This is a genomic window from Rhodopseudomonas palustris BisB18 (genome assembly GCF_000013745.1).
GTDB lineage: Bacteria > Pseudomonadota > Alphaproteobacteria > Rhizobiales > Xanthobacteraceae > Rhodopseudomonas_A > Rhodopseudomonas_A palustris_F.
In genome coordinates, this window is record NC_007925.1 from 4,589,987 (window position 1) to 4,602,844 (window position 12,858).

12 protein-coding genes are annotated in these 12,858 nt (G+C 62.6%); 9 read left to right on the forward strand and 3 right to left on the reverse strand.

What is annotated here, in order from left to right:
* Nucleotides 1-79: 79 nt before the first annotated feature.
* The 7 genes from RPC_RS20620 to RPC_RS20650 all read left to right on the forward strand — a co-directional run bounded on the left by RPC_RS20620 (nt 80) and on the right by RPC_RS20650 (nt 3,921).
* Nucleotides 80-1,021, forward strand: a complete 942-nt coding sequence (locus tag RPC_RS20620; protein ID WP_011474535.1) for an aldo/keto reductase — start codon at nt 80-82, stop codon at nt 1,019-1,021.
* Nucleotides 1,022-1,504: 483 nt separating this feature from the next.
* Nucleotides 1,505-1,693 carry a hypothetical protein gene (locus RPC_RS20625; protein ID WP_041802150.1) on the forward strand — a complete coding sequence of 63 codons (189 nt, stop codon included), beginning with the start codon at nt 1,505-1,507 and terminating at the stop codon, nt 1,691-1,693.
* Nucleotides 1,694-1,765: 72 nt separating this feature from the next.
* Nucleotides 1,766-1,993: a hypothetical protein gene (locus RPC_RS20630; RefSeq protein WP_011474536.1), complete on the forward strand. Its 228-nt coding sequence runs from the start codon at nt 1,766-1,768 to the stop codon at nt 1,991-1,993.
* Nucleotides 1,990-2,277, forward strand: coding sequence for a type II toxin-antitoxin system RelE/ParE family toxin (locus RPC_RS20635; protein ID WP_049766140.1), 288 nt, complete (start codon nt 1,990-1,992; stop codon nt 2,275-2,277). Before RPC_RS20630 ends, RPC_RS20635 begins: the two co-directional genes overlap by 4 nt.
* 75 nt (nt 2,278-2,352) lie before the next feature.
* The gene (locus tag RPC_RS20640) at nt 2,353-2,790 is read left to right on the forward strand and encodes a hypothetical protein (protein ID WP_011474538.1); all 438 of its coding nucleotides are present in this window, start codon (nt 2,353-2,355) and stop codon (nt 2,788-2,790) included.
* Between the two features lie 217 nt (nt 2,791-3,007).
* The gene (locus RPC_RS20645) at nt 3,008-3,211 is read left to right on the forward strand and encodes a cysteine-rich CWC family protein (RefSeq protein WP_041803129.1); all 204 of its coding nucleotides are present in this window, start codon (nt 3,008-3,010) and stop codon (nt 3,209-3,211) included.
* A 38-nt stretch (nt 3,212-3,249) separates the two neighbouring features.
* Nucleotides 3,250-3,921 carry an HAD family hydrolase gene (locus tag RPC_RS20650; protein ID WP_011474540.1) on the forward strand — a complete coding sequence of 224 codons (672 nt, stop codon included), beginning with the start codon at nt 3,250-3,252 and terminating at the stop codon, nt 3,919-3,921.
* A 204-nt stretch (nt 3,922-4,125) separates the two neighbouring features.
* Here the strand turns inward: RPC_RS20650 and RPC_RS20655 are convergent, their stop codons facing one another.
* Nucleotides 4,126-4,821 (reverse strand): glutathione S-transferase family protein, encoded by a 696-nt coding sequence (locus tag RPC_RS20655; protein WP_011474541.1) that lies wholly within the window; start codon nt 4,819-4,821, stop codon nt 4,126-4,128.
* Nucleotides 4,821-5,540: a glutathione binding-like protein gene (locus RPC_RS20660; protein WP_011474542.1), complete on the reverse strand. Its 720-nt coding sequence runs from the start codon at nt 5,538-5,540 to the stop codon at nt 4,821-4,823. Before RPC_RS20660 ends, RPC_RS20655 begins: the two co-directional genes overlap by 1 nt.
* A 343-nt stretch (nt 5,541-5,883) precedes the next feature.
* Between RPC_RS20660 and RPC_RS20665 the strand changes: the two genes are divergently transcribed.
* Complete coding sequence (locus RPC_RS20665; protein WP_011474543.1) at nt 5,884-6,951, forward strand: hypothetical protein; 1,068 nt, start codon at nt 5,884-5,886, stop codon at nt 6,949-6,951.
* Between the two features lie 65 nt (nt 6,952-7,016).
* Nucleotides 7,017-10,178: an excinuclease ABC subunit UvrB gene (uvrB, locus tag RPC_RS20670; protein WP_011474544.1), complete on the forward strand. Its 3,162-nt coding sequence runs from the start codon at nt 7,017-7,019 to the stop codon at nt 10,176-10,178.
* Nucleotides 10,179-10,184: 6 nt separating this feature from the next.
* Here uvrB and RPC_RS25695 read toward each other — a convergent pair whose 3' ends face one another.
* Nucleotides 10,185-12,848: an HD domain-containing protein gene (locus tag RPC_RS25695; protein ID WP_011474545.1), complete on the reverse strand. Its 2,664-nt coding sequence runs from the start codon at nt 12,846-12,848 to the stop codon at nt 10,185-10,187.
* Nucleotides 12,849-12,858 lie beyond the last annotated feature (10 nt).

Genomic DNA, 12,858 nt, shown 5'->3' on the forward strand with positions numbered 1-12,858 from the left:
CCCGTCTCTTGCCTTCCCGTCTCTTGCCGTGGTCTGGCGCGCACGCCACAATGCGCGGGACGTTCGACAGGACCAAATCATGGAATTTCGCAATCTCGGCGGCTCCGGCCTGCGGGTCTCCGCGGTCGGACTCGGCTGCAATAATTTCGGCCAGCGCACCGATCTCGACAGCGCCCGCAAGGTGATCCACAAGGCGATCGATCTCGGCGTCACGCTGTTCGACACCGCCGACACTTACGCCAATCGCGGCGGCTCGGAGACCGTGCTCGGCACCGTACTCGGCACCCGCCGCAAGGACATCGTGCTGGCCACCAAGTTCGCCAAGCCGATGAGCGACGACGGCACCAAGCAGGGCGCGGCGCGGCGCTACATTATCACCGCGGTCGAGGCCAGCCTGACGAGGCTGAAGACCGACTATATCGATCTCTATCAGCAGCACGATTTCGATGCGCTGACGCCGATCGAGGAAACCCTGCGCGCGCTGGAGGACCTGATCCGCGCCGGCAAGGTCCGCTACATCGGCCATTCCAATTTCCCGGCCTGGCGAATCGCCGAAGCCGAATTCGTCGGCCGCGCGCTCGGCAGCAACCGCTTCGTCTCGGCGCAGGACGAATACAGCCTGTTGGTGCGCGACATCGAAAACGATCTGCTGCCGGCGGCGCAGGCCTATAATCTCGGGCTGCTGCCGTTCTTCCCGCTGGCCGGCGGCATGCTGACCGGCAAGTATCAGCGCGGCGCGCCGGTGCCGCCCGACACAAGGTTCGGCAAGACGCCCTATATGCGAGAGCGCTACCTGACGCCAAAGAATCTCGACATCGTCGAGCGCCTGCAGGCGTTCGCGCAAGCCCGCGGCCATACTATGCTTGAGCTGGCGTTCAGCTGGCTCGCCGGCCGCCCGCAAGTCTCCAGCGTGATCGCCGGCGCCTCGACGCCCGAGCAGGTCGAACAGAACGTCGCCGCGCTGAACTGGACGCTGAGTGCCGAGGAATTTGCCGAGATCGACAAGATCACCCAGGCGTGAGCGCTGAAAGTGCTTGCAACACGCGTGGCGCCGTCATCCTGAGGTGCGAGCCGGCGTCGCCGGCAGCGCTAACCACGATGAAAGTCGAGGCGAGCCTCGAAGGATGCGGCTACGCGTGTTTGTGGCGCCCCAAGCCCGCGGCCCATCCTTCGAGACGCCCGGCTTCGCTGCGCTACGCCGGGCTCCTCAGGATGACGGCGAACAGGTGACAAAGACCGCATCCAGGACGGATTCGCATCCCGTCCCCCGCCGGCGATCAGCTCGCGTCATGTCGACGCCTTGGTAGGATGGGTTGAGCGAAGCGATACCCATCACTTGCGGCGGCCTCGCGAGCGAGCAACCGATCCGGCGCGCTACGCGTCGCATACTAATTCGTCCTTCTCCCTCGCATTCGTACCAGGGCGTATTAACCTAAGATTTTAAGGGAACAGGAATGGATCGAGCGCTTGCTGAGATCACACTGTCATCGGGGGAGTAACTCGCATGACGACGATTGGTCCAGCCTTTCCGGCGCAGATATTTGTAGCTCAAGCGGAAGTTCGGCTCGTTGCGCATCAGACCGCAAAAGCCGATCCCGCGATCATCAAGGCCGACGAGCGCGCGCTTGTCGCCGCCCAGCAATCCTCGATCGCGCAGCCCGAAGCGGTGCCGCCGATCGATATCGTCGCCTAGCAGACGCGGGAGGGGCGAAATCCTACCGGGTTTCTTCTTTCTGAACGCGCCCCAAACTGCTAGTCTTGCAGGATGACGACTTTGCTCGATCAGGCCGTGGCTTCCTTGCGCGATCTACCCGCGGAGACGCAGGACGCCTTGGCGCGACTGTTGTTGCAGTTCGCTGGCGTCGACCAACCACCGCTTGAGATGAGCGCCGAGGAGACCGCCTCGTTCGATGAATCGCTGGCGCAGGCTGAGCGCGGCGAATTCGCCACCGACGAACAGCTGCGCGCGATTTGGGCGAAGCATGGGCTGTGAAGCTGCGCTTCACCATCCGCGCCGCCGCCGAACTCGATGAAGTCCTCTCGTCGATCGACCACCGATCGCCGCAAGGTGCCCAGCATGTCAAACAGCGGCTGTTCGCGGTCATCGCGCTGTTGCCGCAGTATCCGCAAGCCGGGCGGCTGACCAACAAGGTCGGGCTCCGGCGAGTGGTCGCCTATCCCTATCCTTACCTGATCTACTATCGCGCCACAGACGCCGAGGTCGTGATTCATGGCGTCCGTCACAGCGCGCGGCGACCTTTGTCGCAACCCAAATAGCAGCACGCCCATGGACCCGGGCGGTGTTTTGCTGAACAGTGCCCGGTGGCAGATTCGCTTGCAAAGGAAATACCCATGTCATCGTTTCGCATTCGCACCGCGCTGGTCGCGGCGCTCGCGCTCGCCGGCCTCAGCGCCACAGCCCCGGCAAAGGCCGATAGCGGCACCATTCGCATTTCGGTGCTGAAGGGCGGCTGGTTCATCGGCGCCTCCGGCGGCAGCGGCACGCTGACGTTTCACGGCCGCAAATATCCGTTGTCGATCGGCGGGCTGAGCGCCGGGTTGGTGTTCGGCGCGTCGCAGACCTACCTCGCCGGCCGCGTCAGCAACATCTATCGGCCGTCGGATGTCGCCGGAGTCTACGGCGCGGGCGGCGCCGGCGCGGCGGTCGGCCGCGGCGTCCGCGGCATGGTGCTGACCAATGAGAAGGGCGCGGTGCTCGAACTCAGCGGCCGGCAGACCGGCTTGATGGTCAACGCCGACTTGAGCGGGCTGGCGATCTCGCTGAAGTAGCCCGGCGCGGTCGTCGCTGCGCGCACCCCCATCACCCAGGCGGCGAAGTATCGACCTTCGCCGCAGGGTGGAGGCGCACCTCCGCGCCTTCCGGTTCCCTGCCGTTTCCGCACCGTCTGAAGGGGTCGAAATGATAAGCGACGCAACCGTTTCGGCCGATTATACTCGCGGTTGCGATGAACCCGACGTGAAAGCCTGCGAGAGTGCGATCACCTTCATGACAAAACGGTTTGGAATCCCGGCGCCTGCGGCGCGCCGCCTGGTCTGTTCCCGCTGCGGCGCGGAGTTCGCCTGCAATCTCTCCAGCGACTGCTGGTGCGCCGACGAATCCGCCAAGCTGCCGATGCCGGAGGACAGCGGCGACGGCGATTGCCTGTGCCGCGACTGCCTGCGCAAGGCCAGCGCCACCGCTGTGCACTAACGCGCCGCGCGCGCATCCGATCGAGCGGGAATCGCAACGTGACAGCTGACTGGCAAGTCGACGCGGTGCTGCTCGACATGGACGGCACCCTGGTCGACACCGAGCGGGTCTACATCACGAGCTTGACCGAAGTGCTCGACGGCTTCGGCTATCCCGACGCCGCCGCGGTCTGCGCCGCCATGGTCGGGCTGCCGGGTCCGGAATGCCAGCAATTGCTGGTCGAGCGTTACGGCGCCGACTTTCCGTTGCCCAAGATCAACCGCGCTTTCGCCGAGAGGCGTGACGCCATGCTGGCGGATGGCCTGCCGCTGAAGCGAGGTGCGGTCGAATTGCTGGACGCGCTGCGCGCGGCGGATTGGCCGATGGCGGTGGTCACTTCGGCATCGCAGGGCACCGCCGAGGCGCATCTGACGCTGGGCGGCATCCGCGCGCGGTTCGAACTGATCGTCACCCGCGACGACGTCGCGCACGGCAAGCCCAATCCGGATCTCTATCTGCTGGCGGCAAAGCGGCTCGGCGTGACGCCGCGGGCCTGCGTCGCGGTGGAGGATTCCAGCGTCGGCATCGCCGCGGCATTCGCCGCCGGTGCCATCGCGCTGATGGTGCCGGACCTGCAGCAGCCGAACGCCGCCACCCGCGGCCAATGCGCCGCGGTGCTGCCCGATCTCAACGCCGTGCTGGCGCTGCTGCGCACGCGGGCGGGGCTTTGATCCAGCGACCATGAGGGCTGCGGCGCTTTGGGGCGAAGCGCTTACCCCAAAAAGAGGCCGTCATCCCGGGGCATGAGCAGCGAAGCTGCGAGTGAGCCCGGGATCCATAACCCCTGCAGGGGATATGGATCCCGGACTTGCTCGTTCTGACGAACTCGCAATCCGGGATGGCGGCTGTGTTTGAGGTGAGCGCAGTGCCGTAAACTACACCGAATAACCTTCGGATTTCCGCGCCAAGCCATCGAAAGCGTCGAGCATTTTCTCGCGCCAGGCATAGACCGGATCCTCCGGCTTCAGCAGCGCGAACGGGCTGGTCGCCCGCGCCCATTGGAAGCCGCCGAACATGATGTAGTCGGCGTAGTTCGGCGCCTGGCCGCCGACGAACGGCTGAGACTTCAGCGTCAGCCGCAGTGGATCGAGCCCTTTGCGAAACCCCTCGACCGCGGCGTCGCGGTTGGCGGAGACCTGTTCCAGCGACTTGCCGAACCGCGCCTCGCGGGTGTTGCGGAAGTATTGCTGATCCACCGGCCGCAGATGGCCGTGGATGTCGGCAACGATCAGCGGAAACATCCCGCCGATCACCGCGATGTCGCCCCACCAGTTCAGCATCCGCGCCATCGCGCGTCCGCCTTCGCCGCCGAACAGCGACGGCCGCTCCGGGTAGGCGTCTTCCAGATAGTTGGCGATCGCCCAGGAATCCGCGACTGATTTGTCGCCGTCGAGCAGCACCGGCACCTTCTCGGAGTTGTAGGGGCTGATCGCGCCCTTCTCGGTGAAGCGCCAGGGAATCGAGGTGGCGTCGAGCCCTTTGTGCGCCAGCGCCATCCGGATCCGCCAGCAATACGGGCTGAACGGCCGGGTCTCCTCGACGCCGACCAGTTCGTAGAGCCGCAGCGCCATTACTTCACCACCGATGCGGTCTGGCCGAACAACAGCTTCTTTTCCTCCTCGGTGCGGATCGTCGGCTGGCCGAAATCCGGATTGACCTCCTTGGCCTTGGCATAGGCGCGCTGGGTCGCCGGGCGCTGTTCGATGGCGTTGAGCCAGCGCTTCAGATGCGGGAAATCATCGATGTTCTGGCCCTGGTTCTTGTAGGGCACGATCCACGGATAGCACGCCATGTCGGCGATCGAATACTCGCCGACGATGAAGTCGCGATCCGCCAACCGCTTGTTCAACACGCCGTACAGCCGGTTGGTCTCGTTGACATAGCGGTCGATGGCGTAGGGAATTTTCTCCGGCGCGTAGTTGCTGAAGTGGTGGTTCTGCCCGGCCATCGGGCCGAGCCCGCCCATCTGCCAGAACACCCACTGGATCGCCTCGTAGCGCGCATTGAGGAACGACGACAGGAACTGGCCGGTCTTCTCGGCGAGATACAGCAGGATGGCGCCGGATTCGAAGATCGAGATCGGCTTGTCGCCGCTCTTCGGCGCATGATCGACCAGCGCCGGGATCCGATTGTTCGGCGCGATCGCCAGAAACTCCGGCTTGAACTGATCGCCCTTGCCGATGTTCACCGGAATGACGGTGTAAGGCAGCGCCGCCTCTTCCAGGAACATCGTGATCTTGTGGCCGTTCGGCGTGGTCCAGTAATACAGATCGAGCTTCGGCGCGGTCATGGGCGGTCCCTGGGGTTGTTCTTGCTCGGTTTGGGGCACCCGAATGGATGCGAGTGCATGGACTTTTCACCGGATACCGGCCCGAGTCAATGGCCTCGCCGGTTGACCGCCGCTTGAATCTTGGAGCGGCGAGTCGGTTGACGCAATCTGGAGCATGATCACGAAGAGTGGAGATTGGTTTTCGGCCAATGACGTTACGGGTGTTGCGCAGCGCGCGCCGCGCGAGGGCGCCGGTCTCGGTTCGGGCTTGAACCGCACGGCCGATTGCGCCGACAATCGTCCGGCGCCACGTTCCACGCTGCCCATTCGTCAGCGTCCGCAATGGCGCGTTGCGGAGAACCCGATGCGAGATAGCACCGACGACCTGCAGGCGGCCGCGGCGGCCGGACTGATCAGCCAGGATCAGCTCGCGGCGCTGCGGGAATTTCTCGCCACCCGCCAGCGGCCGGCCGCCGTCGCGCCGCCGACCGCCGCGCCGCGCTTCGATCTGGTGCATCTGTTGTGGTACGCCGGCGCGCTGGTGGTGATCGGCGCGATGGGGCTGTTCTCGACGCTGGCGTTCGCCAAGATGGGCGGCCCGGCGCTGACCGCCTCCGCGCTGGTCTACGCCGCGCTGTTCGGCGCCGCCGGGCACTATCTGTGGCATCGCAAAAATCTGCGCACCCCGGGCGGGCTGTGCATCGCGGTCGCGGTGGCGATGGCGCCGCTCGCGGTGTTCGGCGTGCAGGACGCGCTCGGGCTGTGGACCGAGTTCGGCCGGCCCGCGACGGTGCGCGACTTCTACATCTGGGTGAAAGGCAGCTTCGTATTCATGGAGCTCGCCACCATCGCGGCGGCGCTGCTGGCGCTGACATTCTACCGCTTTCCGTTCATCGTCTTGGTGCTGGCGGTGGCGCTCTGGTTCCTGTCGATGGACATCGTGCCGTGGCTGACCGGTGCCAAGCTCGGCGACTGGGACACCTCGCGAAGAGTCTCGATCGGATTCGGCCTCGGCATCCTGCTGGCTGCCGTGATCGTCAATCTGCGGCAGCGCTCGGGCGATTTCGCGTTCTGGCTGTATCTGTTCGGCGTGCTGACGTTCTGGGGCGGGATCACCGCGAGTGCGAGCGGCAGCGCGCTCGACAAGGCGGCGTATTGCGCGCTCAACGTCGGCTTCCTGCTGATCGCGGTGCTGCTGGCGCGCCGGGTGTTCGCGGTGTTCGGCACGCTCGGCATCGCGATCTATCTCGGCGACCTCGCCGCCGAGCTGTTCAAGGATTCGCTGCTGTTCCCGTTCGCGCTGTCCGCCATCGGCATCGCCATCATCGCGCTCGGGCTGTACGCCAACCGCCATCAGGCGGCGATCGCCGGCTGGGTCGAGGCGCGGCTGCCGGATGTGCTGAAACGACTGCGCCCGGCGCCGACCGGCTAGCCGGGCACCGCGTTCGGTCGGTCCCGGACCTTTATTCGGCGACTGCTTGCCCCCATATTGGCGGCATGGCGAAGACTCCCGACAAACCCAACAAGCCGATCAAGACCCCGAAATCCAAGGCGCATCGGCCCGACGTGAAGCCGATCGGGCCGGCGCTGGCGGAACTGCTCAATCCCGCGATCAATCGCGGCGACGCCGGCATGGGTTCCGGCACCGGGCTACAGCCGCCGCCGGACAATTCCCGCGACCGCCGCACCGGCGGCGAGGCCGCGATCCATCGCGCGCGAGCGTCGACGACACAAGTGCCCCCACCCAACCCTCCCCCGCAAGCGGGAGAGGGCTCCGCGCGGCGAGCGCCGCACACCGTCGCTCGCGTTGAATCCGTGGAGGGGCAGCCATCGCCCCCTCTCCCGCTTGCGGGGGAGGGCCGGGGTGGGGGCGCCACGCGCACGACCGCGCCCGGCTTCGCCGAAGCCCCGCAATCCGACTTCGCCACGCCGAATTACGGCACCACAGCCACCATCCCGACGCTCGATCCGGAACTCGCCAAGCAGCTCGGCTTCACCACCGAGGAAGAGGATGAAGCCGCCCTCGCCCGCCCGCCGCGCAACAAGATGGAAGCGCTCGGCGTGCAGGCCACCGCCGACGCGCTGGAGAACCTGATCCGCGACGGCCGCCCGGAATTCAAGGGCGAGGACGGCAACGTCAAGCTATGGACGCCGCATCGCCCGCCGCGCCCGGAGAAGACCGAAGGCGGCGTGCGCTTCGTCATCAAATCCGAATATGAACCGAAGGGCGACCAGCCCACCGCGATCAAGGAACTGGTCGAAGGCATTTCGCGCAACGATCGCACCCAGGTGCTGCTCGGCGTCACCGGCTCCGGCAAGACCTACACCATGGCCAAGGTGATCGAGGCGACGCAGCGCCCGGCGATCATTCTGGCGCCGAACAAGACGCTGGCGGCGCAGCTCTATGGCGAGTTCAAGAGTTTTTTCCCCGACAACGCCGTCGAGTACTTTGTCAGCTATTACGATTACTACCAGCCCGAGGCCTACGTCCCCCGCACCGACACCTACATCGAAAAAGATTCATCGATCAACGAACAGATCGACCGGATGCGCCACGCCGCCACCCGCGCGCTGCTGGAGCGCGACGACGTCATCATCGTCGCCTCGGTGAGCTGCATCTACGGTATCGGCTCGGTCGAGACCTATACCGCGATGACCTTTGCGCTGAAGAAGGGCGAGCGGATCGACCAGCGCGCGCTGATCGCCGATCTGGTGGCGCTGCAATACAAGCGCACCCAGGCCGATTTTACTCGCGGCACCTTCCGGGTGCGCGGTGACGTCATCGACATCTTCCCGGCGCACTATGAAGACCGCGCCTGGCGCGTCAATCTGTTCGGCGACACCGTCGAGACCATCGAGGAATTCGACCCGCTCACCGGCCACAAGCAGGACGAGCTGGAATTCATCAAGATCTACGCCAATTCGCATTACGTCACGCCGCGGCCGACGCTGTTGCAGGCGATCAAATCGATCAAGGCCGAGTTGAAATGGCGGCTCGATCAGCTCAACGATCAGGGCCGATTGCTGGAGGCGCAGCGGCTCGAGCAGCGCACCACCTTCGACATCGAGATGATGGAGGCCACCGGAAGCTGCGCCGGCATCGAGAACTACTCGCGCTATCTCACCGGCCGCCGCCCCGGCGAGCCGCCGCCGACGCTGTTCGAATACGTCCCCGACAACGCGCTGGTGTTCGCCGACGAGAGCCACGTCACCGTGCCGCAGATCGGCGGCATGTTCAAAGGCGATTTTCGACGCAAGGCGACGCTGGCCGAGTATGGATTCCGCTTGCCGTCCTGCATGGACAACCGGCCGCTGCGGTTCGAGGAATGGGACATGATGCGCCCGCAATCGGTCGCGGTGTCGGCGACGCCGTCGGCGTGGGAGCTGAACGAGAGCGGCGGCGTGTTCGTCGAACAGGTCATCCGCCCGACCGGGCTGATCGACCCGCCGGTCAACATCCGTCCGGCCCGCACCCAGGTCGACGACCTGGTCGGCGAGGTCCGCGCCACCGCGCAGGCCGGCTATCGCTCGCTGATCACCGTCTTGACCAAGCGGATGGCCGAAGACCTCACCGAATATCTGCACGAACAGGGCATTCGGGTGCGCTATATGCACAGCGACATCGACACCATCGAACGCATCGAGATCATCCGCGATTTACGCTTGGGGGCTTTTGACGCCCTGGTCGGCATCAACCTGTTGCGCGAAGGACTCGACATTCCGGAATGCGCGCTGGTGGCGATCCTCGACGCCGACAAGGAAGGCTTTCTGCGCAGCGAGACCTCCCTGATCCAGACCATCGGCCGCGCCGCGCGCAACGTCGACGGCAAGGTGATCCTCTACGCCGACCGCATCACCGGATCGATGGAGCGCGCCATCGCCGAGACCGACCGCCGCCGCGAGAAGCAGGTCGAGTACAACACCGAACACAACATCACCCCGGAGAGCATCAAGAAATCGATCGGCGACATTCTCAACAGCGTCTATGAGCGCGACCACGTGCTGGTCGAAATCGGCGGCGGCGGCCAAGGCGGCAGCTGGTCCGACGACGTCGGCGCGATCGGGCATAATTTCGAGACGGTGCTGGCCGATCTCGAAACCAGGATGCGCGAGGCCGCGGCCGACCTGAACTTCGAAGAGGCCGCGCGGCTGCGCGACGAGGTCAAGCGGCTGCGCGCCACCGAATTGGCGGTGGTCGACGATCCCACCGCCAAGCAACGCACCGTGCAGGGCAAGGCGGGGTCCTACGCCGGCGCCAAGAAATACGGCGCTGCTGCCAACCTGCCGCAGCAATCCAAGGAACGCGGCGGCAACAACACGCCGAAGGTGCGGGGGGCGACGGGCGCCGCCACGCAACGCGACGGTTCTTCTCCCTCCCCCCTTGCGGGGGAGGGTCGGGGTGGGGGGTCTAAAGCGGCAGCCTCTCGCATCCACAAGCCCGATCTCGACGAGATGGGTATCGCCAGCTGGCACGAGGTCATGCCGGATCGCAAAGGCCGCGCCAAGCCGCGCAAACCGACGCTCGACGAGATGGGCCCCGGCACCGAGAGCAGGATTTTTCAGCCGAAGACGTCGCGCGAATCCGGCCCGGAATTCGGCCCCTCGCCGCGCTCATCCGGCGGCGCGCCGGGGCACAGGGGAGGATGGAAGAAGAGGTAGCCGTTACTAACGGACCTTTATTTTGATCAAATCTTGAATAAGCTGCCCACCTTTAAAGAGCTGATCGCGGTGGGACTCCAGTCCTGAAAATGTTGCGAATGGGAATTTATTGATTAGGAATACTTCAAAATCAATCTTTCGTTCAGACAACGTATTGAATAGCGTGTCCCAGAAGCCCTTGTAAATCCTCGGCTCCCAATCTTGAATAATCCCCCGATCTGCACATTGAATTGGAACATGACCCGTGGGCAATAGCGTTAACTGGGCGCAATTCAGCTCGTTCAGACGCAAACTAACTTGGGATGAACTGTGATACACGCCAACACAGTAGTATTCTTGGATGGGACGAACGGGTATTAGCATCTCTCCCGATTTTTCTAACTCCGCAATCATTCCGTCCAAATCGAGCCAGCCAACACTACTTTGCACGCGAAAAATTTCGCGCACGTCATCTATTAGTTCTCCAAGATGGTAGCAAGCTATTTCAAGTTCCTGGTCAGATATTGTGGAACGACGCAATCTGACAAGCTGATCTTTAGCCCAAGGCACAATTATAGATTGTGGAGCCAGTAGTTTATTTGGCCTTCTATTGGCAGCTGACACATCGTACTCAGCGATCCCCGCAATGGGGTCGCCGGGCCCCTGGGCTAGGGTCCCAATTCCACCCACCGATTTTATAAGCCGCGACTGATATTCGCGCAGGCTAACGCAGCAATAACCGTAAAACCCTTCGGCCTTACTACCCATCGGCGCGAGAAGTTCATTCTCGTCTTCGGAAAGAGGCGGGTGTTCGGTCTTCGCAAGGAGCGTCGACAAACGCTTAGATACCTCACTCGCTTCACTTTCGTACACCAACGGCGCATTAACGACCATTGGAGCAGAAGAGGAGAAGCGAAACACAACGCTCACATCCAAGGCGGCAGTGGTAACGCCTAGCCAATGGAATAGCATATCCTCGACAGATAATATTCTACTGTTTCTATAAAAATATCGATCTTGTAGCCGCTGGAAACTCTTTTCGCTAATCTTCAACATCACTCGGGTATTTACATCAGGCGCAGACACGTCATGTATTTTTTCTTCGATCGAGAAGTTTGCACGACCGCGAACTCCGTGAGCAAACTCCAGAACATTCCAAGAGCGTTTGGGGCCGGCAAATTCACGCGATGCCACGACAACAACAGTTGAGTACATAAAAACTGAAAAGAAGCCAATTCCAAATCTTCCAACGGGCTTGAATTTTGGCTCGCTGGGCAGGCCTGGATATAGCTCTGCGGCGCTGGAACTTGACCAAAAAGAGGTACCAAAATCCAATAGAGACCGCGTGACTGTCCTTTCAGACATCCCCACACCATCATCCTCGACGATCAACCAAAATTCGCCTTCTCTAATTTCCTCGAAAGATAACCGGATGAGGCCCGGATACTTGTTATCATCTGTTGGTCGAAAATGGGGATCGACGAAGCGCCTTGCACGGATCGCGTCGACAGAATTCTGAATAAGTTCGCGGATGGGTACGGTAGGATCATCCCCGTACAGCTGCTTACCCCCTAAACGCTCAATAATGCCGCTAGGGTCCGATATTTTCGGGAGAGTGTTCACTGGCTTCCAGCCTTCAACTTTGACCGTTTGAGCCAGGATATCAGGGTCACCAGCGCCTACGGCTCTTCGCACGACGAAGGGACGACGTTTCCGATCGGCAAGAAGAGCGTCGCATCCCCTCAATTCTCGATCGGCTATTTCGATAGCATCGAAGCAAAGCCACCAATCGTCGGTTTCCGCCATTTGAAATGCCGACTTACTGTCAAACAGGAGTCCATCCTCCCGACGCTTCGCCGGGTAGATCTTGTTTTGAAATGCCCAGTGGCGCTTGGAATCTCCCTGAGGACGACGCAGCGCAAAGAGGAAACTTGGAGCGCGAGTTTCATCGATCGCGCAGGCATCGGCACAGCGTAAGATGCTCGCAAGCAACAAGCCATCAACCTCCCACTCCCTTGGCCAGGCGGCAGACGCAGGCGTAGGATCGCCGAAGTAACGGGCGAGTTCAGGAAGAGGCCAGTGATGGCTCGCTGCAATGTTTCCGATCAGCAATCCGTAGGACTCGAGGAGGTCGTCATTCTGAATGAGCGCCATCGGGCGCCCACTGGAAGGTTGCGTCCAGAGCGCCGTCACAAGTTTCTTGGCCTGGGAGGCATGTTGAGATCGCAAGATCTGAAATGTCACCTCATCGACGATCTCGCTATCGGGCTTCTCGCGCTGTTCATCACTCGGCTGTTCGACACCGCGCTTTTTCCAAGCAGAGGCGACCGCATCCCGCCATTCGATCGATTTTTTAAGATCTTCGAGGCCGTTGGGGTAAGCCGCCAGCGCCATCCCCGCGTCGTGCAACAGAAAACTCGCTCCAAGAACAAATCCTTCAAGTGGATTCAGCTTAAGATCGGGGCCGCAGATCTCCGACGCAACATCCCACAGCGTGTCAGCATGCGTTAGGTCGTGTACCGTCAAATGTGGTAGCGCAGAGTGGATTTGGTTGACCAGGTCGCCGGCCCTGTCTCGTAGCTGTCTATATGCACCTGCGAGAGCCTCGCGGTCACCTTCGTCTGGATCGTTTCTTCTCTTTTGGAACGCGCTACGCCACAAATTTGAGCGTTCGTAAGGTCTCACTTTCATAGTTTAGGCT